This window comes from Novosphingobium mississippiense, from assembly GCF_044029535.1.
In the GTDB taxonomy this organism is placed as follows: domain Bacteria; phylum Pseudomonadota; class Alphaproteobacteria; order Sphingomonadales; family Sphingomonadaceae; genus Novosphingobium.
Genome location: NZ_CP147001.1, coordinates 859,588 through 884,087 on the forward strand (window position 1 = coordinate 859,588; position 24,500 = coordinate 884,087).

At 58.8% G+C, this 24,500-nt stretch carries 23 protein-coding genes; 9 read left to right on the top strand and 14 right to left on the bottom strand.

The features are described 5' to 3' along the window. Positions 1 to 267: 267 nt before the first annotated feature. The 7 genes from WBP06_RS04060 to WBP06_RS04090 all read right to left on the bottom strand — a co-directional run bounded on the left by WBP06_RS04060 (position 268) and on the right by WBP06_RS04090 (position 5,525). Complete coding sequence (locus WBP06_RS04060; protein ID WP_395332099.1) at positions 268 to 504, bottom strand: hypothetical protein; 237 nt, start codon at positions 502 to 504, stop codon at positions 268 to 270. A 339-nt stretch (positions 505 to 843) separates the two neighbouring features. Continuing rightward, positions 844 to 1,458 (bottom strand): hypothetical protein, encoded by a 615-nt coding sequence (locus WBP06_RS04065; protein WP_395332101.1) that lies wholly within the window; start codon positions 1,456 to 1,458, stop codon positions 844 to 846. 23 nt (positions 1,459 to 1,481) lie between these two features. Then, a complete protein-coding gene (locus WBP06_RS04070) occupies positions 1,482 to 1,775 on the bottom strand; it encodes a hypothetical protein (RefSeq protein ID WP_395332103.1) in 294 nt (97 codons plus the stop codon). 1,026 nt (positions 1,776 to 2,801) lie between these two features. After that, on the bottom strand, positions 2,802 to 3,095 hold the full coding sequence (locus WBP06_RS04075) for a hypothetical protein (RefSeq protein WP_395332105.1): 294 nt from the start codon (positions 3,093 to 3,095) through the stop codon (positions 2,802 to 2,804). Between the two features lie 326 nt (positions 3,096 to 3,421). Then, positions 3,422 to 3,931, bottom strand: coding sequence for a hemerythrin domain-containing protein (locus WBP06_RS04080; RefSeq protein WP_395332107.1), 510 nt, complete (start codon positions 3,929 to 3,931; stop codon positions 3,422 to 3,424). Positions 3,932 to 4,744: 813 nt separating this feature from the next. Beyond that, positions 4,745 to 4,975 (bottom strand): hypothetical protein, encoded by a 231-nt coding sequence (locus WBP06_RS04085; protein ID WP_395332109.1) that lies wholly within the window; start codon positions 4,973 to 4,975, stop codon positions 4,745 to 4,747. A gap of 205 nt (positions 4,976 to 5,180) precedes the next feature. Next, positions 5,181 to 5,525 carry a hypothetical protein gene (locus WBP06_RS04090; RefSeq protein WP_395332111.1) on the bottom strand — a complete coding sequence of 115 codons (345 nt, stop codon included), beginning with the start codon at positions 5,523 to 5,525 and terminating at the stop codon, positions 5,181 to 5,183. Between the two features lie 940 nt (positions 5,526 to 6,465). Here WBP06_RS04090 and WBP06_RS04095 point away from each other — a divergent pair. The 4 genes from WBP06_RS04095 (at position 6,466) to WBP06_RS04110 (ending at position 7,728) form a co-directional block, all read left to right on the top strand. After that, positions 6,466 to 6,648, top strand: coding sequence for a CsbD family protein (locus WBP06_RS04095; protein ID WP_395332113.1), 183 nt, complete (start codon positions 6,466 to 6,468; stop codon positions 6,646 to 6,648). 53 nt (positions 6,649 to 6,701) lie between these two features. After that, positions 6,702 to 7,055, top strand: a complete 354-nt coding sequence (locus WBP06_RS04100; protein WP_395332115.1) for a hypothetical protein — start codon at positions 6,702 to 6,704, stop codon at positions 7,053 to 7,055. 208 nt (positions 7,056 to 7,263) lie between these two features. Beyond that, the gene (locus tag WBP06_RS04105) at positions 7,264 to 7,476 is read left to right on the top strand and encodes a hypothetical protein (RefSeq protein WP_395332117.1); all 213 of its coding nucleotides are present in this window, start codon (positions 7,264 to 7,266) and stop codon (positions 7,474 to 7,476) included. A gap of 42 nt (positions 7,477 to 7,518) precedes the next feature. Next, complete coding sequence (locus WBP06_RS04110; protein WP_395332119.1) at positions 7,519 to 7,728, top strand: hypothetical protein; 210 nt, start codon at positions 7,519 to 7,521, stop codon at positions 7,726 to 7,728. Positions 7,729 to 8,087: 359 nt separating this feature from the next. Here the strand turns inward: WBP06_RS04110 and tnpC are convergent, their stop codons facing one another. The 3 genes from tnpC to tnpA all read right to left on the bottom strand — a co-directional run bounded on the left by tnpC (position 8,088) and on the right by tnpA (position 10,510). After that, positions 8,088 to 9,731, bottom strand: coding sequence for an IS66 family transposase (tnpC, locus tag WBP06_RS04115; RefSeq protein WP_395332121.1), 1,644 nt, complete (start codon positions 9,729 to 9,731; stop codon positions 8,088 to 8,090). 72 nt (positions 9,732 to 9,803) lie between these two features. Beyond that, complete coding sequence (tnpB, locus tag WBP06_RS04120) at positions 9,804 to 10,145, bottom strand: IS66 family insertion sequence element accessory protein TnpB (RefSeq protein WP_036524680.1); 342 nt, start codon at positions 10,143 to 10,145, stop codon at positions 9,804 to 9,806. Beyond that, positions 10,142 to 10,510, bottom strand: a complete 369-nt coding sequence (tnpA, locus tag WBP06_RS04125; RefSeq protein WP_395332123.1) for an IS66-like element accessory protein TnpA — start codon at positions 10,508 to 10,510, stop codon at positions 10,142 to 10,144. Before tnpA ends, tnpB begins: the two co-directional genes overlap by 4 nt. A 535-nt stretch (positions 10,511 to 11,045) precedes the next feature. On the opposite strand from tnpA, the gene WBP06_RS04130 reads away from it, so the two are divergent. After that, a complete protein-coding gene (locus WBP06_RS04130; protein WP_395332125.1) occupies positions 11,046 to 11,252 on the top strand; it encodes a hypothetical protein in 207 nt (68 codons plus the stop codon). Between the two features lie 431 nt (positions 11,253 to 11,683). Here the strand turns inward: WBP06_RS04130 and WBP06_RS04135 are convergent, their stop codons facing one another. The 3 genes from WBP06_RS04135 to WBP06_RS04145 form a co-directional block, all read right to left on the bottom strand. Continuing rightward, the gene (locus WBP06_RS04135) at positions 11,684 to 12,271 is read right to left on the bottom strand and encodes a hypothetical protein (protein ID WP_395332127.1); all 588 of its coding nucleotides are present in this window, start codon (positions 12,269 to 12,271) and stop codon (positions 11,684 to 11,686) included. Positions 12,272 to 12,714: 443 nt separating this feature from the next. Continuing rightward, positions 12,715 to 13,083, bottom strand: a complete 369-nt coding sequence (locus tag WBP06_RS04140) for a DUF1488 family protein (protein WP_395332129.1) — start codon at positions 13,081 to 13,083, stop codon at positions 12,715 to 12,717. 258 nt (positions 13,084 to 13,341) lie between these two features. Then, positions 13,342 to 13,551, bottom strand: a complete 210-nt coding sequence (locus WBP06_RS04145) for a hypothetical protein (protein WP_395332131.1) — start codon at positions 13,549 to 13,551, stop codon at positions 13,342 to 13,344. 207 nt (positions 13,552 to 13,758) lie between these two features. On the opposite strand from WBP06_RS04145, the gene WBP06_RS04150 reads away from it, so the two are divergent. The 4 genes from WBP06_RS04150 to treY are packed head-to-tail and all read left to right on the top strand — an operon-like array spanning position 13,759 to position 21,130. Continuing rightward, positions 13,759 to 14,952: a glucose-1-phosphate adenylyltransferase family protein gene (locus WBP06_RS04150; protein WP_395332133.1), complete on the top strand. Its 1,194-nt coding sequence runs from the start codon at positions 13,759 to 13,761 to the stop codon at positions 14,950 to 14,952. A 4-nt stretch (positions 14,953 to 14,956) separates the two neighbouring features. Continuing rightward, positions 14,957 to 17,068, top strand: a complete 2,112-nt coding sequence (gene glgX / locus WBP06_RS04155; protein ID WP_395332135.1) for a glycogen debranching protein GlgX — start codon at positions 14,957 to 14,959, stop codon at positions 17,066 to 17,068. 50 nt (positions 17,069 to 17,118) lie between these two features. Continuing rightward, a complete protein-coding gene (treZ, locus tag WBP06_RS04160; protein ID WP_395334029.1) occupies positions 17,119 to 18,873 on the top strand; it encodes a malto-oligosyltrehalose trehalohydrolase in 1,755 nt (584 codons plus the stop codon). A 4-nt stretch (positions 18,874 to 18,877) separates the two neighbouring features. Further along, the gene (treY, locus tag WBP06_RS04165; RefSeq protein WP_395332137.1) at positions 18,878 to 21,130 is read left to right on the top strand and encodes a malto-oligosyltrehalose synthase; all 2,253 of its coding nucleotides are present in this window, start codon (positions 18,878 to 18,880) and stop codon (positions 21,128 to 21,130) included. 647 nt (positions 21,131 to 21,777) lie between these two features. Here the strand turns inward: treY and WBP06_RS04170 are convergent. Then, a complete protein-coding gene (locus tag WBP06_RS04170) occupies positions 21,778 to 24,375 on the bottom strand; it encodes an HWE histidine kinase domain-containing protein (RefSeq protein ID WP_395332139.1) in 2,598 nt (865 codons plus the stop codon). Positions 24,376 to 24,500 lie beyond the last annotated feature (125 nt).

Genomic DNA, 24,500 nt, shown 5'->3' on the forward strand with positions numbered 1-24,500 from the left:
TGCTGATCAAATTCGAATCGACGGGTGCTCGTTCCCGTCGAACCCTCGCTTTATCGCGCCATTGGTGGCTTTGGCCGCTGAAGATGAAGCCTGAATTTGTGCCGCGATTCGTGATGCGCGCACCGAGCGGGTTTGCGAACTCAGAGTTTTGCTCATCACGCTTGAGCGTTAAGACTGTCACCCGAACGCGGCCGTATTAGCATCAATCGGACAACATCTTTCCAGATATTGAACGAAGTTGCTGCATGGATGACGTATTAATTTGGTTTAGATTGGTCTAATTCCAAGTGCTTGTGCGACAATCACTATTTGATAGGCTGTGAGAATACTGCCGTCCCCAGCAACTATGCTGTATCGCCAAGTCTGACCGTCATCGCAGTTGATGGCTTGCTGTACAAGATCACCGACAGTCCCATGCATGAGCTGGTCCCCAATTGGGGCGGCAATCCCGGGCTCTAAATCTTCATCATTGACGCGATACAAGGTGCCGATCGAAACAATCATTTTTAACGCCTTGGGTCCTCAAGCTGAAGTCAGCTTGAAATCAAGAGATGAAATACGCAATCAGTATTTGCCTATTGATAACGATAAACTAAATTATAATCATGATGGCTTTTTAAACTCGCGTCGACGAATAAATAGCCCGTTTGTGAACTGAAATTCTATGCACGTTGATAACTCAATGTGGTCGGCGCACGCCGCGATTCAATCGCCGATCAAGCTTGGCAATGAGCCGGGGCGCTAATTAAATGCTAATTCCGAATACCACAAGCAGACGGCTCGGATTTGGTTATCCGAGCCGTCGTCACGGTGCTTCATTGCGTGGGTTTTAGGGCCTAGGCGTCAGCTACGCGGAACGCCATAGAGGGCCCGATCCCGATCGATTTCCTCCGCAGTGTAAGGCGCAGCGGCCTCATCGAATCGAGTCCACCCCTCTTGGCGATACCTCGTGCCGCGTTCGGCGATGTTAACCGCAGGTACGGTATCGACAGCCGCGTTGGCACGATCGATTTCGGCATCGTCAACCTTGGCACTGAGAAGCACGCCTCCACGCCGGACGCCCTCAGAATAGAGTTGTGCCTCTTCATCGGAATGACCTGCATGCTTCAAGGCGCCGACGATGCCCCCGGCGGCCGCGCCGCCGACCGCCCCTACACCTGCACCGACTGCCGTCGCGGCAAGCCAGCCAGCAGCAACAATGGGGCCAAGACCGGGAATGGCCAGCATTCCCAAGCCTGCCAGCAACCCACCGGCTCCCCCGATCACTGCACCGGCAGATGTTCCAGTGGTAACTTCTGATTCACTGTTCACGCCCTTCGGTCTGGTGTCGTACTCGCCACGCGTATTGTTCGCGATAACGCTGATGTCATCGCGCCGAACACCAATATTTTCGAGTTCGTGGATAGCTTGTGCTGCATCGGCATAGTTGTCGAAGAGACGGGTAATGGTTTTGGTCATCTTTTGGCTCCCGGTGCGATCGATTAGTGAACGGTAATGTTGCCCTTGTAGTCGAGCGCGACAGTCACCGTTTTGCCTCCCTTCGTGGCCTTACCTTGCCAGACGCCATTTTCGTTCTGGGCAAGAGGGCCGATGTTGGTATATCCGGCCTTGGCTAAACGCCCCCGAGCCTGGCTCTCGGTGAAGGAGTTGTGCCCTTTTGCAGTGGCGTTTGTCGTCGCTACGGACGGATCCTTTACGGCGGGATTGTGCGATTGAGCGGATGCGGAAAACGAGGCTAGGGCGACAAGCGCCGCGGCAGTAAGAGTATGCTTCATGTGTTTTCTCCTCTCTCTGCTGCCCTAACGTGGTCGTCGCTTTATAGTTGCCGGAATTGTTGCTTGCTGGGAGTAGTTGGCACTCGGGCGCCCTAAGCTATCGTACCGTAACAAGAAGTGATGTGATGGCGAGCCGGTTCTCAGGGGCGGGCCCTCGCGCGATCAAGAGGCTCGTTGGATCAAGCGCTGGCTGGGGCGTCGGTGCTTTATTGAGGCGAAAGTGGTGAAGTGCCGTAGGGAAAACCTCCGGCTCGCCTGGATAGCCGCGGTCCTCGGGTGTTGCGCGAGATGCCCCGATTGCCTCTGAAAGCAACGCTTGACCGAGTGATGAGCGAGGCGGTGTTGCTGTCAATCTCTTGCAACTTTTTTCGCCTGACAACCTCTCGGAAGTAGCAACTCCGGCAGAGGGTGGTCCTATCAACGGGCGAATGTTGAGCGCAACATTGTTTCGCGCTGAACTTGCCGACGCCTATATCTTAATCCCATCGCCGATAGGAGGGTGACACGTCATCCGCCCTGGAAGTGGGACCTGAAAACGGCATCAATTTGCAAAGAGCACTCCATGATTGGAGTTTTTTGGGATCGCTTGCGAGCCGTGAAACCGTTTGCCTGCAAGAGACGTTCCGTAACAATATCCAACGGAGAATTTAACGTGGCCAGTCAACCTTTTGAAAATCCTGGTAACGATAGCGCTGGAAATACTCCGCCTGAAGTTCCCGATCCTGGCAGTCCGGGGGCGCCAGATAATATGCCTCCTGCGGGCCCCAACATCGATCAGCCTGACACCGCGCCAACAGAACTTCCGCCACCAGACTGATCAATAGGCCGCAGCAGAACCTGAAAACGTTTTCAGGCCGCTCGGGGATCGAAAGCGTCTAGTGCATTGTTCAATGCAGCACCTGGCATTGACGGATTGCAATCAATTCTTGACCAGTACGTAAAGGATTGGGCGATCCTTGGCGCTGAGCTTCGAGAAGGCATGGCGTGGATGCGCTGTTTCGACGGGCATCAGGCTTATTTTTAGCCTCAATCTTGCCAGCTCGGATCGATGAACACTTGCCGTTTACCGCAGGTCAGAACAATTGCATTGAACCCTTTCCCAGATCTAAAAGCCCGGGCAATTCCTGCGGCTATACTTTCATCCCAAGGTCCAGGCAGAATGCTCACTGAATACATGGCTCCTGCCTTTGAGTCGCACCAGATGCTTTGCACTCGCTTAAGTACCATGGGAGTGAATGCGTCAATGACGCGCCTCATCTCTCCGATTTCGGATACCATGTCGTATCGACTGCTAATTTGTACGCCCTTGTAGTGGATCATAAGGGGCCTCCAGAACTGCGCTATCGCGCTATCCTAAAGTTGTGGGCATCATAAACTGCCTGTAATAGGCCTGTGCTTGGCAATATGCGGTTCGAATCAAAGCGACGTGCGATTTGAATGAAGGCGCAGTAGTTGCAATACGAAATGGTGTTAATGTTGAAAAAATTAGCAATGAAAAGAATTTATTTATAAAATGTTATTTGTATCGTTAAATGTAATAAGAGTTGCGTTTAGCTATCAAAGAGCGCGCCGACCAGGTGTCGGAATGTGTCGCCTGGTGGGCCGCGCTCGGTTTCACTGATCGTGCTTATTCTATTATGTTACCCTCACGCAGCAATCAGGTTGATTGCCTTGGGCTCCGCCGGGGGAAGCCCCGACGCCTTCGCCTTCGCGAGAAGTTCGGACTTGCGGGTGAGCATTCGATCACGCAGTTCGACGAGATCGACGCCGGCCTTGCGACACTGGGCAAACATCCCTTCTGAGGGCATTTCCTCCTCATGGACGTGGTGCTTGATTTCTTCGGATAGCACTTTCACCTTTGCATCGAAAAAATCATCGTCCGGTGATCCCGATGAGATGTCATTGAACAGCACTTTAGCGCCGTCATGCTCCACATAAGCCTCGTCGAGGGTATCGTCCTCGATCTTGCCTCGGAATGCAGGATAGAAGATTTCCTCTTCAAGCATCGTGTGGATCTTTAACTCTGTGCAGATTTCGTTGGCGAGCTTACGCTTTCGAGATGAAGAACTGGCGGCATCAAATTTCTTGAAAAGATCTTCGACCTTGCGATGGTCTGCTTTCAAGAGGGCAATTGCGTCGGTAAAGGATTCTGTCATGGGGTCCTCCTTATCGGTTCCTCCTTTGCTAAATCGCGCATCCGCTGCCGCGTTCCCGACTCTGCGTACTGATCGCGTGCGATATGATGAAAAGTGCAAACGAAAACGGGTAGCGCTCGAATCATAGTTCAGACCCATTCGAAAAAATTTTCCGGGGCATGCCTTCTTCAACAGAGGAGGAGAAAATCGCATGTCCAACCGGTGGGGACTTACTGGCGCCATTCAGTATCAGATTTAGGACGGTCTCAATGATGTGGTCGCCGCCGTTAGCGCTTCATTCCGAGCGGCGATGCCCTCCTTTGAATGAGGTAGCAGCAAAGCCATCCCTGAAGGTCGTAGGCGGGCGCTGCTCAGCGTGCCCACGGACGTGACTGCCGGTCCGGGCGCGAGCAATGGCCAGTCAATCGAGCATCAATCGGCGATGCATTGGATAGCTGGCGACGTTGAAGGGTTATCTCGCAGTTTGCGGCTAGGACCTGTAGGTTCGCTGCTCTCACTCTGGACGGTGGGCGTCACGGATTTGTCGTTTCGATTACGCCAGCCTGCGGCTTCCGTGCCGAACCTGCCGACCCTGCTGCGACCAGGGGCAAATCGATGCAGCGGGAAATTTCTTGGGAAGGAGCGGCCTTTGGTCGAATTTCCGCTGCCTCACCCTTGGGGGAAGGGTTCTGGAGGCTTTGCCTGTCTTGAAGGGTGAGGAGCGGGCGGAACGGGCGGCGGCGTGACCACCGCCGCAGGCTCCAGTCCGCTGGCTGAACAAGCTTGCCGCCTTCAAAGGCGGAAGTCTTATCGCACCGACACAATCAATTTTTGTTACTGCTTGGTGGCATCCTGCGCGGCATCGCCGGCCTTGTCTGCAGCTTTGCTAACGCTGTTCGCGGCATTCTCGACCGCGTTGTCTTTACGGGTCTCGCTGTTGCTGGCTTGGCTGTAGAAGTAGATTCCGGCAATCACGGCAATCAGGACCGCCAGCGCGATAATCAGCCCGGCGCCGGAGCTGCGGCGGCCTTCTACAACGGTTGTTGTACGAGTGGGTTCAACCATTCTCAAGTCCTCTTCTTGTGCTGTCTTCACCCGTGAACTCGGGAACATGCAAGAAGTTGCAGCGACTATCGCCTATTGCAATAACAAGCATAAGTCGGAATTTGTTCAGGAGGGGGGCGAGCGAAGACATTCGGCGTGGGTGGACTTAAAGTGAGCCGATTTGTCGCAGGCATGAAAGTCATGTCCCGGTTGCTTTTGAACCGGACTAGGCAGCTCGTTTCAGGAAAGGCGGCCGAAGTTCTTCAAAGTCTCGGGCCCAGAACTGGATCTGATCGTTAACCGCGCGGTGCAAAGCCTCAAGGCGTCGGATTTCGCTTCGAGCCTCTTTGCCAGCCCCTTCCACTGCCAAGATTGCTTGTTCCAGGCGCTCGCATTCCTTGCGGAACAGGCTGAACAGTTTTTCGGGCATGGTTGCATCGGAATTATCGAGTAAGGACATGACCGAAATAATGTTCGCGAGCCAATCCAGTTCCGAAACACTGTGCGGCCGTCTCAATTCGGCATCCGCGCTAAACTTGTCCTGCCGAAAAAAGAGCCCCGGCGGCCACATGGCAGGACCGCGCAGGGCTCCAGTCAGTCGCCTTGTCGCTCCTCATGAGGGATGAGGAGCCGCGATAGGGGAGGAACCGCGAAGCCAGCGTGTAAGTTCCCCCAAAGGCAACGTGGTTACCTGTGCTTGGAAGCGCGTCAATTGCAACGAAGCCCCGCAAAGTCAAACAATGCGGGGCTTATTGCGATTGATGTACCAGGGGATTGGCATCAGATCCATTGACCTATGGCGGGATCCAAGACGTCAACACCTGATAGATAATTGCACCGGGGCATGGCGTGCTCACCGACGGCTGCCAATCGGTGCGGGAAATGGGTTTTCTGGTACCTGCCGGGAACTGGGCGGCGAACCTTTTTGAGAAGTTCGCGCCATACAACCTGAAGACCCATCCAAGCGGGAATGTAATCGCGCTGCCAGGCTCAGTCTTCCAAAAACCTTCGCAAAGTAGACTGCCCAAAAAACGACTCTCGACGCCATCTCATCGAGTTACGCGATGAATTGTAATGGCGCGGGAAACCAAGCCTCAAAATGCCATCGCATTGTCGGAGTTACCGTCAGGCATCCCGCAAAACCGAAACCAGTGTCGTCAAACCGTCAATCGCCCGGAGCCGCTTCATTCTGACCGGGGGCAGACGGTTGAGATCATAATTCACAGAACAGATGGATCTCCCACCACGGATTCCGAAAAGCGCCCGACCTTCTCGTTTTGATTGTAAGGCCGTAACGCCCAGCCACACCGAGAAATTCGGTCAACGGGAAATGCGATCGTCATTGGCTTGGCTCTTTCGGGTCTTCGCATGAGCAGCATAACCTTCGCGGATAAGCAGATCTCATGAAGTAGTTCACCGCGCAAAGTTGGCGACAAATCCGCTGGAACGGGATGGCGGGCGGAGGGTTTATTCAAGAGCCACGAGAGGCAATCGAACTGCTGGAGAGTGACATGGGTGAATTGACCGACAAGGCAAAGGCCGCCGGTAACAAGATCGCTGGCAAGGCCAAGGAGGTTGCTGGGAAGGCAACCGGTGATACCGAACTCGAAGCCAAGGGTGATGCGCAGCAGCTCAAGGGAACGGGTCAGGACATCAAGGGCAGCGTCAAGGGAGCCCTTGGCGATAAGATCTGATGTTAAGGGGGAGCGTCGGAAAGACGTTCCCCCTTACGCGGAGTGTCGATGTCATGCGTATTATCTTCGTTGGCCTGATTGCAGCCTTTGCTCTGTCCTCTTGCAGTGGTCCCAAGCAACGAGCAGGTGAGAAGCAGGATAAGGCACAGGCTGCCGCTGCTGGCGTCCCCTACAGCGGTGAGGGCCCGAATGAGCGGGCAGGCAAGGCGCAGGACAAAATCGACGCGGCCCACTCGGATGCCGCCGACGCCCAGGCTGATGCGCTGATCGCACAAGGCAAGCAGGTTCGCGCAACGGCTGATGCGCAGGCGGAGCGGCTTGAGCAGCAGGCCAAGCAAATCCGAGCTGCTGCCCGCAATCAGGCGCAAGATTTGAACGACCAAGCCAAAGCGGCCAAAAGCCAATAATTCTGAACACAGTGGTTGTCTCGGGCAAGCATCCCGAAACTACTTGGATTCCGGGGTTCTCGCTCACCATCGCGGTGCGAAGACCCGCGACAGGTAGAACGTATGCCTTCCAACACATCGCAAGCTTTGGGCCGAGAGTTTAATCGATAGCTCTAGTGGCGATGCTTACAAACGCCTCGACAGACAATCGGGTGTTCGGCAGCCTCGCTTGCTCGATATCAACCTCGGTGACCAGATGAGCTTCCTCCCCATCAGGCTTTTTGTGCAGGCAGATACGGAAGACCCAGGCGACTTCGCGCAGAAGTGGGAGCAAGAGGACGAGTATCCCGAAAAAAATATGCGCCATCGCGAGGCGTTGTTTGAGAGATCGTTGCGGGCGTCAGCACACCTGCGCACTCCCCATAAATACGGAACAATTTAAGCGCCCAACCGCTAAAGATTGGTTCGACAGGGAGTTGGCCGCATGAACATTAAAGTTGCCGCAGTATTGTCCATGGCTGTTGTCTTTGCATCAGGCACATCTGCTTGCTCGCATGACGCCTCGGGGGACACTGCGATCAACGAGCGTGCCTCCGTCACCAGCGTCGACGCGCCAACGGCCAGTATGCAACGCTTTCACTTGGAAATTGGCAAGGGCCAATCCAAACGCATCCAGGCACTCGCGCTGCGTTGAGAGGTGTGCCTTTCTGGATTTGGTGACTTGTGTCCTTTCGGGGAATGCCGCAGGCCTCCGAAAATGATGCTCCGGCTTTCAGATTTTCTCTTGCGTTGACGGCATCCATACGTTGCCGCCAAGATTCAAAATATAGCTCGAGTACTGCCAACACGGCATCGGTTTGACCGCACCCTCCTGACCGAGCGAGGCGGAAGGCTCTGGCTCGCCCATTCTCTTCTCGATTGGAGGCTCGCGAAACGATGAGCCGAGGTAGCGCGTTACCCGGTCATTAATTGACCGGAGATGCCGAATGAGCGTTTTCATCTGGGCTGCGGTGGCCGCGTAGCCATCCGGTGAAAGCCGCGGCGCAGCTCTGATCAAGTTGTGATGGAGCGCCGTGCTGGCAGCCATTTCCAGGGCAGCAGTTCGTCGAGTTGGCGGGCCGGATGCTCGGCGATGCGAGTGAGCACATCCGCGAGCCAAGCCTGCGGATCAACGTTGTTGAGGCGAGCAGTCTGTATCAGGGTGTAGAGGACCGCCGCGCGCTGGCCGCCGCGATCGGATCCGCAGAACAGCCAGGCCTTGCGGCCTAGTGGCACGCAGCGCAGCGCACGTTCTGCCGCGTTGTTGGTCAGACAGACCCTCCCGTCGGTGAGGAAGTGGGCGAAGGCATCCCAGCGCCGCAGCATGTAATTGATGGCTTTGGCGAGATCGTGGTTGCGCGACAGCCTGGTGAGCTGGCTGGTCAGCCAAGCGTGGAGCTCAGCCATTAGGGGCCCGCTCAACTCGCGGCGTACGGCGAGGCGCTTGTCGGCGTCCTGGCCGTTGATGCCGCGCTCGACATCGAACAGCGCATCGATCCGCTGCACGGCTTCGAGCGCGATCGGGTAGATCATGCCGGCATGATCGCGACGGCTCTTTTTGCGCGCTGCGCTGGCGACGTCGGCCAGTTCGAAGAACTTGCGCCTCGCGTGAGCAAAGCAGCCGGCCTCATGCACAGGCGCAGGCAAACGACCGAGAGCATAAAGCTCGCCGTAACCGCCATGGGCATCGGCCTGTAGGATCCCTGACCAGGACGCGAGATGCGCCCTTGGATGTTCGCCGCGCCGATCGCGCGAGTAGTGGAACAGCGCCGCGGGCGGATCGGCGCCGGCGAATGGTCGATCATCCCGCACGTAAACCCATAGCCTGGCGGTATCGGTCTTCACCTTGGCCATGACCGGCACGGTCGTATCGTCGCCATGCAATCGCTCGGCGGCGAGGACGTGTGCCTCGATGAGGCGATAGAGCGGCATCAGCGCGAAGGCAGCGGCACCAACCTGGTCGGCGAGCGTCGAAGTGCTTAGCGGTACGCCCTCGCGGGCGAAGCGCTCCGCCTGGCGGTTGAGGGGTTGGTGCTGGCCGTACTTCTCGAACAGCAGCATGGCGAGGAAGCTGGGGCCAGCCCAGCCACGCGGCACGACGTGGAAGGGCGCGGGCGGCTGCGTGATCGTCTCGCAGTCCCGGCAGGAGAACTTCTCGCGCACGGTCTGGACGACCTTCCAGGCGCGCGGGATCACCTCGAGCGTCTCGGTGACGTCCTCGCCAAGCTTCGACAGCCGGATGCTGCCGCAGGTCGGACAGGAGCACGGCGCCGGCACCACAATCCTCTCGCGAGGCAGGTGTTCGGGAAACGGCTTCCTGGCCGGCCGCTTGCGTTCGAAGGCGGTGACGGTTGCAGTCTTCTCGGCCGCGGCTTCGGCAGCCAGATCATCCTCGGCGGCGTCGGCCTCGAGATCTTCGAGCTGCAGTTCCATCTGGTCGAGTAGGCGGCGGGTGCGCTCGGCGCTGGCGCCGTACTGCTCGCGCCTGAGTTTGGCGATCTGCAGCTTGAGGTGCGCGATCACCGCCTCGGTGGCGCTCTCGCGGGCATGGGCATTGGCGAGCTTGGCCTCGGCCTCATTGGCCCGCTGGGTCGCGCTCACCAGCAGCGCCTTGAGCGCTTCGATATCGTCAGGAAGGGGCGAAATGACGGCTTCCATGACCGCGATGGAATCACAGAAACCCGCCCGAATGAAGCCCAAAATGCGCCGGGCGAGAAGAAAACGACCGCCCTATCCGGCGCTCTGGGGACGCCAGGAATACTGCGGGTTGCGCCAGTCGATCCCGTCGAGCAGGCAGGCGAGTTGCGAGGCTGTCAGCGACACCATCCCGTCCTTGGCCGATGGCCAGACGAAGCGACCCTTCTCAAGCCGTTTGGCGTATAGCGACATGCCGATCCCATCGTGCCAGATGAGCTTCACCAGCGAGCCGGCCCGCCCGCGGAACACGAACAGGTCGCCGCCATGGGGATCGCGCTTGAGGCCCTGCTGGACCAACAAAGCCAGCCCCTGCATCCCCTTCCTCATGTCCGTGTGCCCCATCGCAATCCACACTCGCGCACCCGAAGGTATCATCGCAGTGCCTTCAACGCTGAGGCCACCAGAGCCGGCGATGCGGAGGCAAAGATGCTGATCCGCTTGCCGCGCGCGAGGTCGATGACGATCGCCGGTTGCCCACAAGCGTGCGCGCCCTCGGCATCCTCGATCATCACGGCCGCGGCGAAATCGGGAGCTGGCAAATCATCGGCCTGCGGCTCAGCCTGCATCTCGCGCAGCTTCCGCCGCCAAGTATAGATCAGCGCTGACGAGATATCGTACCGCCGGCAAACCTCGGCAACGCAAGCGCCGGGAGCGAACGCCTCGTTCAGGATCTCTAGCCGCTCCTCGTCGCTCCAACGGCGGCGCCGCTCCGGCCCGGAAAACACTGTGATCTGCCCCATCGACCGCTCCAAAGCGCACTCTTACGAGCGCACTTAAGACCCGTCCCTCAGCTCATCGACAAGGCGGGACCCGCCGGATGGGTACGTGGCCGCCGTCGGTTTCGGTTTTTATCTGACCTTCAAGATGTACCTTGTTCACAGAGCTTTTGTACAAAGGTGTCACCAAGAACCGCCGACTGAGCGATGGGACAAAAATCACACCGCCTCAAGGCAGGTTTGCATCGAAGATCAGGGGGATGAGATTCACCCCCTGGGGCGTCCTCCGCACACCGGTGATTAACTCGGCGCGCGAAGGCGGGAACCCGATTTAGGAAGGCTCTTCCTGCGGTTGCAAGCCAAATCTAGGCCCTTCATATTGGCCCTCCGGGTTACCTTTTCGGTGAACGATTGGGCCATCATTTTCTTTGGGGTGCATATCTCACCGTTCTTGTCTGGTGGAAAGGCGATGTGCGGCACGCTTGCAATGGTTTGATCGGCATTCAGTTTGTTCGGAACAAACGCGCTTCCGCGCCTTTGTGGGATTGAGGAGAATGATATGATCGGTAAAATCCTGGGCGCGATCGCTGGCCAGCGTATCTCGAAAGATTTCAGCGGAATTAGCGGAAGCGGCGGTGCTTTGATGGGTGTTGGCGCGGCAACGCTTTTGCGTCGGCTAAGTCCACTCACGATCGTCGCATTTGCTATCGGCGGATATGCAGCCAAGAAAAGCCGCGACAAGAAAAGCGATATTGCAAAGCGTTGATTCGCGGCACTCATCGCTGAGTTTTCGATATTTTTGAAGGTCGGCTCACCCACGATCTTGAAAGGGTTGTCGTTCACCCCGATGCAGCGCCCGGAATGTGAGAATCTGACAGGCGGATCGATGCTACTTCCTTCCGCGAAATGTCTGGGATTTTCAGTTCCGTCACTTGGGTATTCAAAGTGGCTGGAAGCAGGGTGGCAGAATCAGTCGAGAGTTCGTATTGGGAGGTCAAAAAAAGCCGGCCACGTGGGCCGGCTAGAAAATGTCGCATTTCGCGAAAGCGATAATGATTATCGCCTCGGCGGGCGCTCTATCATGCTACTGCATTTCATAGCGTCCGCAGTTCCGCAGATGATATCGATTTTCGCGGAGGCGACATCTATCCGAAGGCCTTGGCGTAATCTTTATCACCGCAAAACCTATTGACGTTTTTAGGGATGCATGTCGCGCAGCCGCCCTCCTACCGCACCGGCGGCGCTGGCGATGAAGGCACCCAGAATTAGCGACAGCGCCGTAAAGCCGGCAAATGCGGCCCCGACTTTGCGCGCCGCATCGGCTGCTTCTCGTGTGACAACGACCGTGGTGTCAGGTGCCGCTGAATCCATAAGCGCACCAGCCACAACTGCCACAATTGCGAGAATGAACGTTGCCGTCGCCCAGGTCAGAAAACCATGCGCGGTATCCCTGAAGAACACTTCGTCAGTGTGAAGTCCTGTCCATCGCGTGCGCAACCTCCCGGCAAGGTAGCCGCCTGTGAGGGCCGACACCCATTGCGTTACGATGAGCCATATTCCCGTACCGATGGCGAACGTCGAGGCTTTGGCGCCGAGGCCCGGCCATGGCGAGATCGATGCGAGACCGAACGCCGAGCCCAACGCGAGTAACGTGAGCGTAATCGCGATCGCGCCGACGGCGCCTGCCAGGATCGCCGACCATGACATCGCGGAAGTACCCGAACCTGCCGGGATACCATGCGGATAAAGCGCCGGGTCGACGCTGCTATAGGGAGCGACGCTCATGATCAATGCCACAGGAGCAAGAGGATCAGGATGATCGGCAGCGGAATTCCGAGTAACCAAAGAAGAATGCCTTTACCCATGTTGCTTCTCCCTTTTTCGACTTCATTGTCGATGTGGATGCGAAACGGATCGCATCGTTGGGAGTTCCCGCCCCTTCCGATCGGCTTGCCGCCTACTGTCCGATAGTTTTCCCCGCCTGCCGGCGGTCCAAGTCCGTTTCCGTCCCTTTTACGCGGCGGTTATGCTTCAATCGAGTGTAAGAGCGCGAAAATCAGAGCGAACGCGTGATGGAATCCTGCTGGAGAGGTCTCAGCGGCCGCTTTGGACGCGGGAAATATGGCGGTAGCCGGCAGGCGTTCATGGAACGAGGCAGAAGTAATCGAACATTTGGACGAACGGATTTGGAGAGTTCCATCTCGTGATAATGCCCGCGATGGCAGGCATCAGCTGGGTGCGATATCGTCATTATCAGCGGCACGGCCGCTCTTTGTGATCTTGGCATTCCCATGCCGCGGTGCGGTGCGCTCCTCGAAGTTCTCAAGAACTTCGGCCGTAATGACGTATTCGTCCTGCATCTTGTCGCTTTGTTCCCAAAGAAAATCCGCGGCTGCAAGCAAAATCCCCAAGTGATCATCGAAGACCCTTAGCGCGCTATTCGCGTCGAAAGCAGGGTCGAGATCGCCGATCTTCTCAAGGGCTTCGCCAGGGACGAAAAACAGATAACGCTTCGCTTCCCACTGACCCGGGAATTCGACAGCATAGCGCTCATGCGACCAATTCCGCACCGCTGTGGTAAAATTCAGATCTGGCATCGGACTGCATCCTTCGCACTTTCGGGAATTGAAATGATATAAAAGGGATTAAGAACGCACCGCTGTATTGCGATTTCGAAGCGGCGGCCCTGCAGGCAAGCGACCATATCCAGTTTCTCGGCAGATGCGCTGTTTACATCTATCAGAACGTCCCTTTTCATCATGGGCAGAACCTTTCAACTGGGATGGAAGGTCCACCATTCGGGCAGGTCGCTTCGGGATATTAGCTTGACTTCGGGCAGGCCGCGCGTCGGTCGATCAACCAACACCGCTGGTCGACCCAGTGTTCTGACCGGGATTAAGGCGTTCGTCCTCCTTGTCCGGATGAAGTTCGGCTTCCCGGGCCCGATCGGACTTATGATCAGGAGAGACCTTGGGCGGCTTTCTTTCACGAGTGTTCGATTGTCTGTTCGAAGTGGCAGCACTACCGGTGACATCGCGAGAGTCTTCGGGTGTGTATTCGGCCATCGGAATTCTCCTTCGCCGATATAAGCCCTAACCGGACGAACGCGTTCCCACGGCGCCCTTTCGCGCGCGAACAGGGACTGAGGTGAATGAGGTGGGGGGGCGGGGTTGTGGTAAGCGAAAATCGACATGGCCTGAGTTATACCTTCGGAACTAGGATGGCAGTTGGCGAATTGAGCCGCAGAACCCAAGATCCGACTGAGGGGATACATGGAATCTGCGAAAGTCGTTCCGTCGCCCGATGGAGTTCTTTCCATCATTCTGGCCGGCGGCAAAGGAAGCCGTCTTCATGATCTGACCGACTGCGAAGCAAAGCCCGCAATTCCGATCGGTCCCAATCTCAGGCTGATCGATTTTACGCTGGCAAATGTCATCAATTCCGGGCTGCAAAAGGCGATGGTGCTGACCCAGCATGCGCCTGCAACGCTGCACGCTCATCTGGAGCGCTCATGGCAGCCGGATCGGGCACGGTGCACGTTCACTGTCCTTGACGGGGCGGACCATGGTCCATTCGCCGGTACCGCGCATGCGGTGGCCTGTGTGATCGATCAGATCGACCGGGAGGCTCCCGAGCACGTTGTGGTCCTGGCCGGAGACCACCTCTACCAGATGGACTACCGCCCTCTGGTGCAGCGGCATATCGATCGCGCCGCTTCGGTCACGGTGGGTGTCGTTCATGTCCCGGTCTCACAGGCGAGCGAGTTCGGCATTCTGGCGGCCGACGCCTCCGATCGCATCACCGCTTTCGTTGAGAAGCCCCGGGTTGCGCCCGAAGCCAGGGAACGTTCGGGCCATGCGCTGGCATCGATGGGCATCTATGTGTTCGACTGGAAAGCGCTGCGCGCACTCCTGAACACGATGGGGGAGGTGGCCGATCTCGATTTCGGAAAGCATATCGTCCCCCACCTTGTCACCGCCGGAACCGCCTTTGCCTACGCCCTGCCGGGACGAGGCGACGAAGAGCCGCTATGGCAGGACCTGGGCACTCTCGATGCCTACCACGCGGTGCAGATGAAGCTGGCGTCAGGGGCTCTGGTTCTCGATCCGACCTGGCCGGTGGCAAGCCGGGCCGACGATCCTCGGAGCAATGCCGGGGGAGGTTCGATCCTTCGCAATGTCGCGGTTCTGCCGGGCGGGCGCATCGGGCGATGGGCTTCCATTTCCAATGCGATCGTGACTGGCGATGCGGTGGTTCCCGATGGCTTCGACCTTGACGAGACCATTGCTCACTTCGGAAACTGGTGCGTCGTTTCGCCGGGCGGCATTCGCCTGATCTCTGCGCGAGCACTCAGGCACCTTGCTCACTTGCGCCACCAGCACACCAGCATTCCGGCGAGACCATTGATCAGGAGTATCGCGGAGCTACCGGCTGCCGCGATGGCTCCCGTTGTTCCGGCGGCTTGACGCGATGACATTCGCTTTCGCCAAGCCGGACCGGCAATATCACGAACTGGGCGCGGAATTTACAGGGGAAGGTACCCACTTCGCGATCTTCTCGGAAAATGCTGAGGCCATGGAACTCTGTCTCTTCTCCGAGGACGGAGCGGAGGAACTCGCCCGGCTCGAAATGCCCAGCCGAGAAGGCTCGATTTTTTCCGGCTATGTGCCATCAGCGCGGCCTGGCCAACTTTACGGCTACCGCGCGCATGGCGCCTATGACCCGGAACGAGGCCATCGGTTCAATGCCCACAAGCTGCTGCTCGATCCCTACGCGCGTGAAGTCGCAGGCGCGCTGCAATGGGACGATGCGCTGTGGGGCTATGATCTTTCGACCGGCGACGATCTGACGTTTGACGATCGAGATTCGGCGCCGTTCATGATCAAGGGCGTTGTGCAGGACCCAGCCTTCGATTGGGAGGGGGACAACTCCCTCCGTCGGCCGTGGGGTGAAACCCTGGTCTACGAGGCGCACGTCCGCGGATTGACCATGCTCCACCCCGACGTGCCCGCAGAGCTGCGCGGCACTTATGCAGGCATGGTCAGCGAGCCCATCCTCGACCACCTTCAACAGCTGGGCGTCTCGGCGATCGAACTGCTGCCCTGCCAGTTCTTTCTCGACGACCGCATGCTGCTGGACAAGGGATTGTCGAACTACTGGGGTTACCAGACGCTGGGCTACTTCGCACCGGAACCGCGTTATCTGGCGCCGGATCGAGGACCGCGACGTGGTGGCTCGGGAGCGATTCGCCAGTTCAAGGACATGGTGAAGCGGTTCCACCAGGCCGGAATCGAAGTGATCATGGACGTTGTCTACAACCACACCGCCGAAGGATCCGAGCGTGGGCCGACGCTCAGCTTTCGGGGGCTCGACAATGCCAGCTATTACGTTCTCTCGCCGGATAACCCGCGCTACAGCTTCGACCAGACCGGCACCGGAAATACCTTGAGTGTCGCGCATCCCATGGTCATGCGCATGGTGCTCGATTCCCTGCGCTACTGGGTGCAGGTGATGCATGTGGACGGGTTTCGCTTCGACCTTGCCTCCACCCTGGGGCGCGAAGCGATGGGCTTCGATCGCGACGGCGGGTTCTTCGATGCAATCCGGCAGGACCCGATCCTATCGGGTATAAAGTTGATCGCCGAACCGTGGGACGTTGGCAGCGGCGGCTATCAGGTCGGCGGCTTTCCCTATCCCTTCCGCGAATGGAACGACAAGTTCCGCGACACCACGCGAGGCTTCTGGCGCGGCGATCCGGAGCACGTAGCCGGTCTTGCCAATCATCTGATTGGGTCGCCCGAGCAGTTCAACCACTCCGATCGCGGCGCAACCTCCTCGGTCAATTTCCTGGCCGCGCATGATGGCTTCACACTGCTCGATACCGTCTCCTACAACGAGCGCCGCAACGAGGCGAACGGTGAAGGCGGGGGCGACGGGCATGACAACAACCTCTCGCACGACATGGGCACGGAAGGGCCGACCGAAGACGTCGACATCAATGCGGCCCGGGCTCGCCGCCGCCGCGCCATGCTCGCGACGCTTCTGCTCAGCCAGGGCGTGCCGATGATCCTTGCCGGAGACGAATTCGGGAACAGTCAGGACGGCAACAACAATGTCTACTGTCAGGACAACGAGACCGCATGGGTGGACTGGGTGGGCAAGGATGACGCCTTGCTGTCTTTCTGCGCCAGGATGGTGGGCTTTCGGCGCGCGCACCCGGTCCTGTCTCAGGACAATTTCCTCAACGGCGAACCCACCGAGGACGGCCGCATCGAAATCGCCTGGCACCAGCCGGACGGACGCGAGATGGATGCCGAACTCTGGGGGCAGGCTGAACTGCGCGTGCTCGGCCTCTTCCTGACTTACTCAGCGCACGAGGCTTTCGTCGAGGGCGAGCGGCCGCTCTTTATCGTGCTGAACGCCGGCGACGAGGTGACCTTTACTCTGCCTGGTCACAACGGCATCGCGAAATGGCACCGGGTAGTGGATAGCTCGCGCGAGGAGGCGTTCGAGGCCGAGGCCGTGGAGAACGGCATGGCGATCGTCCCTGCCGCCAGCGTCAGCGTCTTCGCGCCGGAGTGAGGCGGATGACCGGCTCGACCTCGGCGCCCGCTCGACGTCCTCCGGTCACCATGTCCCGCTTTGCCAAATCGTGGGGTGCTGATCAGCTGGAAACAGGCCACTGGCGTTTCCGTCTTTGGGCCCCCGACGCAAAGGCGGTCTCGGTGGAGCTTCCGGAGGGTCGGATGGGCCTCGCTCGTGAGGCCGAGGGCTGGTGGAGCGGTGAGGCGGCAGCGGAGGCGGGGCAGGCGTACCGGTTCATCGTCGACGGCACTGGCTACCCCGATCCGGCCGCTCGAGCACAGGAGAGCGATGTCCACGGCGCGTCGCTGCTAGTCGATTCCGAAGCGTACGAATGGCACGGTGAATGGACAGGTCGCCCGTGGGACGAGGCGGTGGTCTACGAACTTCACATCGGCACGTTCACTGCAGAGGGTACGTTTAGCGCGGCAGCCGACGCGCTCTCGCGGCTGCGTGACCTGGGCGTGACCATGGTGGAACTGATGCCCGTCGCCCAGTTCAACGGGCAGCGGGGCTGGGGTTATGATGGCGTCCTGCCTTATGCGCCGCACAGCGCCTATGGAACGCCCGACGAATTCCGGCGCTTCGTGGATGCCGCGCACGCTCTGGAAATGGGCGTGCTCTTGGATGTGGTCTACAACCACCTTGGACCTTCCGGGAACTATCTCTCGGCGTGGTGCCCCTCGTTCTTCGATGCCGGTCGGCCGTCGCCATGGGGGCAGGGCATTGCCTATGAAACTACCGCAGTGCGCGACTATTTCCTCGAAAACGCGCTTTTCTGGCTAACCGAATACAGGCTCGACGGGCTGCGGCTCGATGCCGTCCATGCCATTAAGGACCGGTCTGCCGTCCATTTTCTCGACGAACTGGGCGAGCGGGTGCGGGCTATCGACTGGGGGCGCCCGATCCACCTCGTGACCGAGGACGAGCGCAACCTGACGCGCCATCTTGGACCGGAAGAGGCCTTCGACGCGACGTGGAACGACGATTGGCACCACGCCGTCCACTGCTTGCTGACCGGCGAGGACGAAGCCTATTACGCGTCCTTCGCGGTCGATCCACTTGGCGACATCGAGGTCGCCCTGCGCGACGGCTATGTGGAGCAGGGCCAGCCTCGGCGTGGGTTGGCGCCCTTGCGCGGGGAGTCCTCCGCCGGCTTGCCGCGCACGGCTTTCGTGAATTTCCTCGGCAATCATGACCAGGTCGGCAACCGCGCACGGGGAGAGCGGCTGCACCACCTGGTGGCAGATCGCACCGCTCTGCGCGTCGTGACCGCGTTGACGTTGCTGTCACCTTGCGTGCCGATGGTATTCATGGGCGATGAGTTCCTGACCGACGCCCCGTTCCTGTTCTTCGCGGATTTCGAGGGCGATCTCGCTGAAGCGGTGCGCAAGGGTCGCGCCGAGGAATTCGCGAAGTTCAAGGCATTCGGCAATCAAGTGCCGGATCCGATCGCGGCAGAGACTTTCGAGGCTTGCAAGATCGGGAGGGCGGAGCGTGCGGAACAGGGCGAACATGAGCGCTTCGTGCGCGAACTCTTGTCCGTGCGCCGGGCGCATCTTGTGGCCCTGTTCGAAACTACACGAAACCCGCAGGTTTCCGTCCGGAGGGATGGCTTCGGGATCGAAGCGAGCTGGGATTTCGGGAAGAGCCGCCTGTCGCTGCGCGCCAACTTGCCCTCGCCGACGGCGACCGCCAGCAGATCTGCAGGGGCGAGCCAGTTCACGCCGCACGACGATCCGCTCGTGGTCGTTACCAGTGAGGGCAGCGCCTTCGCCTTTTCCGCCGCCATCGATCGGGACTGATCATATGACAACTCCCTTCCACTCCCGTCCCGAACTGGTTGCCACCTATCGCCTGCAGCTCCGCAACGGAGTGGGACTTGCCGAGGCACAGGCGATGCTGCCGTGTCTGACAGACCTGGGCGTGAGCCATCTCTATTTGTCGCCACTGTTTCGCGCGGCGACGCGATCGACGCATGGCTACGACGTTCTTGATCCCAATGAAGTGGATCCGGTGCTGGGCGGGGAGGAGGGCTTCATTGCGTTATCCGATGCGGCGCTTGAGGCCGGGATAGGTCTAGTGCTCGACATCGTCCCCAACCACATGGCGTTCACTCCGGAAAATCCCTTCGTTGCCGATATCATGCGCCAAGGCCGCAGGAGCCGTTTTGCGCAGGTCTTCGACATTGATTGGGATCAAGGGCCGCTGCACTTTCCCTTCCTCGACCGAGATCCCCACGCCTTGCTTGCGGCCGGCGAGGTGATCTTGTCCGCTGACGGCGATGTACTGCGGGTTCAGGGTCTCGACTATCCGCTGCGCGATACGCCGCTCGCCCGCGAACTTGCCGCATGCAACCAGATTTTCGACGCAGCTGCGCTATCCGCGTTGCTCCAGGAGCAGGTCTGGACGATCGGCGATTGGCGCGCCACGGCAGGCGCGATCATCCATCGCCGCTTCTTCAACATTTCCGGGCTGATCGGCGTCCGGCAGGAGGAACCAGCGGTCTTCGCCCTCACGCATCGCTGGATCGTCGAAAAGGTGCGTGCTGGCCGCATCCAGGGCTTGAGGATCGATCACGTCGATGGGCTGGCCCGACCCACCGCCTACCTTCACCGCCTTCGCGCAGCGGTGGGCGACATTCCGCTCTGGGTAGAAAAGATCGTCAAGCACGCTGAGGAACTGCCCCACGGCTGGCCGGTCGAGGGAATGAGCGGTTATGAGTTCCTGGCTCCGCTGACGCGCTTGCTGACCAACGAGGAGGGGTGGACGTCCATTCGCGCTGCTTGCGCCGAAGCGACACCGTGCACCTCCGCCGGGGAGGTCGAAAGCGTTCGGCGGGAGCTGCTGGCAGAATCTCTCGGGCCCGAGCTACGCCGGGTGACGGCGACTGCCATTGCAGCGCTTGGCTGTGCCGCAGCGGAGGCACCAGACATTGCCCGAAGCGTCACTGAACTGGGCGCGCATTGGCCGGTTTATCGTTCCTACACGGCTGACGGTTATGTGCTGAACGCCGAATTCAACGCATTGCGGCGCGTCGAGGGGAGAGCGGGGTGTCTTATCGACTTGCTCCACGCTGCGGCCGACGAACCGGCTGCCAGCCGGTTTGCCGCGCGGTTCGAGCAACTTACCGGGGCATTGACCGCGAAGTCGGAAGAAGACACCGTCTTTTTTCGCGCGGTATCCTATCTGCCTTTCTGTGAGGTGGGCATCGGGCCCGATTGCTCGTCGATCGATGCAAGCGCGTTCGAACTGCGGATGCAGGACCGTGCTGCGCAGAGGCCATTGGCCCTTAATGCTCTTTCCACTCACGACACCAAGCGCTCCGCAGACGCCCGCGCGGCGATCATCGCGCTTAGTTATTTCCCCGACCTTGCCGACATCTTCATCCGCCGGGCCAAACGGAGCGCCGATGCTCTCGGCCTGCCGGAACGGTGGGGGATCTATGCTCTTCAGTCCGCCCTTGCCTTGCGTGGTGAGCCGCAGGCGAAGGAGCGGCTTGCCCAGCATATCGCCAAGGCGATGCGCGAGGCAAAGGACATTTCGTCTCATGAGGCGCCCAATCTGGATGCAGAAAGAGGCGGGTCCGAACTGATTGCCGATTTGCTGCGGCTGGTGGAAAGCGACAATGCGTGGCCTTCTGGTGTGCTGGACCGGTTTGAGGGGGCGTTCGAAAGCATCGTTCTCACCCAAGTAGCTTTCCAGATGACTTCGCCGGGCATACCGGACATTTACCAGGGCAACGAATGGGTCAGCTTGGGCCTCACTGATCCCGATAATCGTCGTCCGATCGATCCCGTGGCGCTCGGCGCCGTCGGCTTTCCCCCGGGCTCGCTGTCGGCTCGCAAATACGAACTTACCCGGGAGTTGTTATCGCTTCGGCGGCGCTACGGCGATCTGTTCACACGCGGCAAGTATTCCCTGGCGGAACACGACAATGGTTGGACCATCGCACGATCGGGGGACAGCGTGGTAGTAGAGGTAGGTTTGGCAAAGCCCGATCTCACCGGGGCAAAGGAATGGTCCGTTGTGGTCAGCGAACGAGATCTGGCCGGTTTTTAGGAGACACATCACGGCCGCAGAGTGGTGAACTGGCCGCGCGCATCTGACTTTTCCCCGTCCGGACCAGCACGCATTTCGAACTCGAGATAATGTGAAAGGGCTTGAGCCGAGTGGCGTTGCGCTCGAGGCAGAGGTTCACATCCGATTCACAGAATTGCGTAAGGTCGCCTCGAACGTTTGCCAACGATCAACGGGGCGCAATTATAACGCGGATCCGAGCCCATGCGGCCTTTGTATGTGCCACGATGGGCGTGGTGGGGCGACGGCTATCACATTCTCGAGACGGTCGAGCGCATCGGCCAGCCGCGACGGGCCGAGAACCGAGGAGATTTCGGGCAGCTCCTTGGCTGGGGCTTCCATGATCGTGAATGCCCCAGTTCACCGGACTCGAACGCGCCGACGAGACGCTCGAGGCCGGTAAAAGCCCACGCCCGCTTCGCCGCAATGGCCTTGGCGTACGGGAACTCATTTACAATTCTGGAATTGATGGAAAATGGACAAGATCAGCTACCATCGCGAACAGGCTGAGAAATGCCGCCGAATGGCTCGCATGATATGCGACAAGTCATCCAAGAATTGGCTTGTCGAAATGGCGGACAATCATACGAGGAAGATGGTCGTGCTGGAGAGACGTCGACGGCCCTGATCTAGTCGCTGAAAAGCATCCTCTGCGCTTCGGATAATTGTGATAGCACGCCTTTTGCGCTCGCGGGTTTTCGAACAATCGGAACATCACGAAGATGCTCCGGGATCATCACGCTATCGCCATATCCGGTGGCAAACACGAAGGGCACACCCATCGCGACAAGGTGGTCAGCGACTTCTTCGGACGTTGTTTCGCCAAGGTTGAAATCCAGCACCGCTACGTCCGGCTTGTAGGAGCTCAGGCTGCGCACGGCATGCACCGCGTCCGGGGAGAGGCGCACTTCCTTTGCTCCGAGGCGGCGAAGAAGATCCTCGGTATCAAGTGCGATCAGTGACTGATCCTCAACAAGGAGGACGGAAAGGCCCGCTAACGACGAGACGGTTTCATCATTCTCCTCCTGCACTGGGAATTCGTGTTCGTCTTCGTTTGCGATTGAGACGTGCTTGGCAGGGATAACCAGCCTCGCGGACAACCCAGTTGCCGGATAATTGATTTCGACTGTTCCTCCCAGATCGTAGACCATCGTCGTCTGAATAAGTTTCGATCCAAAGCCGTGGCGGGTTGGTGCTTCGGTTGCCGGGCCGCCCGTTTCTGTCCACTGGATCACACACCCTTCGTCGTGAGAGAATGTCCAATGTATATTCAACTTGCCCTCTTCCTCTGACAGTGCGCCGTATTTGACGGCGTTCGTCATCAATTCGTGGACGACCAATGCAAGAACGCCGAAAGCACGATCGTTCAGTCGAACTTTCTCGCCGCTGGTGACGACGCGATCGGGCCCCGACCCATAGCGGTGAAGCCCGGCCTCGGCTTCAATCAGCGTGCCAAGGTCGCCCCCCACGCTCGCACTGAGCGATTGATCGTGGGCGAACGCCAGGGCGCGCAAACGCCCTTCGAACGAAGCGGAGAAGTCCGCGACAGTCGCGGCATGTGCACCTGTCTGGACGGCAATCGACTTGATAAGCGTGATGATGTTCTTGACGCGGTGGTTGAGCTCGTCATTGAGCACACGCCGCCGATGTTCCAATCTATTGCGGGCATCCGCCGTGATTTCATTTTGCTTGAGGATGACATCGCGCAGATAGCTGCGCACCGCATCCGCCGCGGCAAGATCGGTCTCGATCCAGGGCCTGGATTTGCCACGGACCTCCTCGCGCCACGTCTCAAAACTACCTCGGGGAGTGAGGCGATCGCCATCAGGCGTGCTGATGACGGACTTTGTCGGCTCACCGGCCCACTCGATTTCATGAGCTTCTTCGCTCCGAAAAATAAGCAGGTAGTCGCGGGGCGTTGAGGTGAGCGGAATAGCTAGAACCCCAGCTACCGACTGGCCGAATTCCGGTGATCCTGTGTTTTCTCTGAGGTCCTGGGTATGCCACAGTCCCAGCTTGGATGATGCCGATCGCGGAAACGCCTGGCCTTCCCCTGCAAGATATTGGACGAGGTGCAGGGCTGCCTCTTCTGCGGGGGCGATACCACAGCACGCCCAGCGATTTTCCGCCCAAATCCCCACTCCATCGCAATCGAAGAGAGAATTGAACGCCGGGAGATTCTCCCTCAGCCCTTCCATCAACGTTTCATCGACGGCCAGGCCCGCAAGGATCTTGTCGAGCCGTTCCCGGGCAATACCCGATGCAATGATTTGCGCGCGCCGTTGCGCGACCGAAACCTGCAATGAAAAATAGTGGCCGAACAGCTCGGCGCCAATCCGCAGAGGAATGGGTACTGTGCGTGGGCTGTCGTGATGGCAGGAGATGAGGCCCCAGAGTTCTCCATCGACTATGATCGAGATCGACAGCGTCGCATGTACACCCATTTTGCGCAGATACTCGCAGTGGATGGGGGAAACTGACCGAAGCTGGGCAAATGACATGTCAACGGGCTGTTCGCCCGCTTTGATCGGGGGATGGAGCGGGACCGGAGCATAGCTGGCATCCGCAATCATGCGGATGGCGTTAAGCTCATAAAGTCGGCGCGCCTGGTAGGGAATGTCCGAAGCGGGAAAGTGCTGCCCCAGGAAGCTTTGCAAGTCGGCGCGCTTGGATTCCGCAATGACCCTGCCGGCGCCATTATGCAGAAATTGGTAGATCATGACACGATCGTAACCAAGCATCGCTCTTACGAGACGTGCACCGGATTTTGCCAGGGATTCGATTTCCGTTTCAGTTCCGATCTTGCGAACCAGTGCCTGGGTAAGGTCGAGTGCGTCCTTGGCGCTCTGTCCTTCGTCCGCGGCAGGTTCGAATTCAATGAGAACCCGATCCTTGTAACGGTGCACGATAATGTCGACCCGCGCCTTCACATGGGCCAGTTTCATCCCGAGTTCCACGCCGGCAATCTCGCCGCCGCCGGATTTGGCGCTTGCGTTCCGGATGGCGTGCGCAGCGTCCGCGCCAATCAATTCGACGAGGTCCATACCCGGCTCGATGGTGCCTTCAAGACCGAGAAAATCGCTCGCGTTGACGGAGGCGAAAAGTGTCCGATAATCGAGCGGTGATACGACCAGCATAGCACCGTGCGGCTGTATGCTGCCGGGAATCTGGATTGGTTCGCGATCGCAATTCGTCAGATCGACCTGAAATGTGCTGGGCAACGCCATGCCTTATTATCCTTGCGCCATGCCTGGTCGGCGGCTTGTTTCTGCTAGACGTCGCAACAAAAAACTGCGGCAGACGTTGCCTGATAAAGCGCGGCACCCCTAATTTTTTGTGGTGCAACAGGCGT

What these genes read in the sequence shown, in the direction of transcription:
- WBP06_RS04065 (WP_395332101.1), bottom strand. Translation starts at nt 1,458, where the DNA reads ATGACCAAAACCATTACCCGTCTCTTCGACAACTATGCCGATGCAGCA.
- WBP06_RS04110 (WP_395332119.1), top strand. Translation starts at nt 7,519, where the DNA reads ATGAACATTAAAGTTGCCGCAGTATTGTCCATGGCTGTTGTCTTTGCA.
- WBP06_RS04150 (WP_395332133.1), top strand. Translation starts at nt 13,759, where the DNA reads ATGGAATCTGCGAAAGTCGTTCCGTCGCCCGATGGAGTTCTTTCCATC.
- WBP06_RS04170 (WP_395332139.1), bottom strand. Translation starts at nt 24,375, where the DNA reads ATGGCGTTGCCCAGCACATTTCAGGTCGATCTGACGAATTGCGATCGC.
- WBP06_RS04090 (WP_395332111.1), bottom strand. Translation starts at nt 5,525, where the DNA reads ATGTGGCCGCCGGGGCTCTTTTTTCGGCAGGACAAGTTTAGCGCGGAT.
- WBP06_RS04075 (WP_395332105.1), bottom strand. Translation starts at nt 3,095, where the DNA reads ATGATCCACTACAAGGGCGTACAAATTAGCAGTCGATACGACATGGTA.
- WBP06_RS04060 (WP_395332099.1), bottom strand. Translation starts at nt 504, where the DNA reads ATGATTGTTTCGATCGGCACCTTGTATCGCGTCAATGATGAAGATTTA.
- WBP06_RS04085 (WP_395332109.1), bottom strand. Translation starts at nt 4,975, where the DNA reads ATGGTTGAACCCACTCGTACAACAACCGTTGTAGAAGGCCGCCGCAGC.
- glgX (WP_395332135.1), top strand. Translation starts at nt 14,957, where the DNA reads ATGACATTCGCTTTCGCCAAGCCGGACCGGCAATATCACGAACTGGGC.
- tnpB (WP_036524680.1), bottom strand. Translation starts at nt 10,145, where the DNA reads ATGATACCTTCGGGTGCGCGAGTGTGGATTGCGATGGGGCACACGGAC.
- treY (WP_395332137.1), top strand. Translation starts at nt 18,878, where the DNA reads ATGACAACTCCCTTCCACTCCCGTCCCGAACTGGTTGCCACCTATCGC.
- WBP06_RS04070 (WP_395332103.1), bottom strand. Translation starts at nt 1,775, where the DNA reads ATGAAGCATACTCTTACTGCCGCGGCGCTTGTCGCCCTAGCCTCGTTT.
- WBP06_RS04080 (WP_395332107.1), bottom strand. Translation starts at nt 3,931, where the DNA reads ATGACAGAATCCTTTACCGACGCAATTGCCCTCTTGAAAGCAGACCAT.
- WBP06_RS04135 (WP_395332127.1), bottom strand. Translation starts at nt 12,271, where the DNA reads ATGAGCGTCGCTCCCTATAGCAGCGTCGACCCGGCGCTTTATCCGCAT.
- treZ (WP_395334029.1), top strand. Translation starts at nt 17,119, where the DNA reads ATGTCCCGCTTTGCCAAATCGTGGGGTGCTGATCAGCTGGAAACAGGC.
- WBP06_RS04095 (WP_395332113.1), top strand. Translation starts at nt 6,466, where the DNA reads ATGGGTGAATTGACCGACAAGGCAAAGGCCGCCGGTAACAAGATCGCT.
- WBP06_RS04100 (WP_395332115.1), top strand. Translation starts at nt 6,702, where the DNA reads ATGCGTATTATCTTCGTTGGCCTGATTGCAGCCTTTGCTCTGTCCTCT.
- WBP06_RS04145 (WP_395332131.1), bottom strand. Translation starts at nt 13,551, where the DNA reads ATGGCCGAATACACACCCGAAGACTCTCGCGATGTCACCGGTAGTGCT.
- WBP06_RS04130 (WP_395332125.1), top strand. Translation starts at nt 11,046, where the DNA reads ATGATCGGTAAAATCCTGGGCGCGATCGCTGGCCAGCGTATCTCGAAA.
- WBP06_RS04140 (WP_395332129.1), bottom strand. Translation starts at nt 13,083, where the DNA reads ATGCCAGATCTGAATTTTACCACAGCGGTGCGGAATTGGTCGCATGAG.
- tnpC (WP_395332121.1), bottom strand. Translation starts at nt 9,731, where the DNA reads ATGGAAGCCGTCATTTCGCCCCTTCCTGACGATATCGAAGCGCTCAAG.
- tnpA (WP_395332123.1), bottom strand. Translation starts at nt 10,510, where the DNA reads ATGGGGCAGATCACAGTGTTTTCCGGGCCGGAGCGGCGCCGCCGTTGG.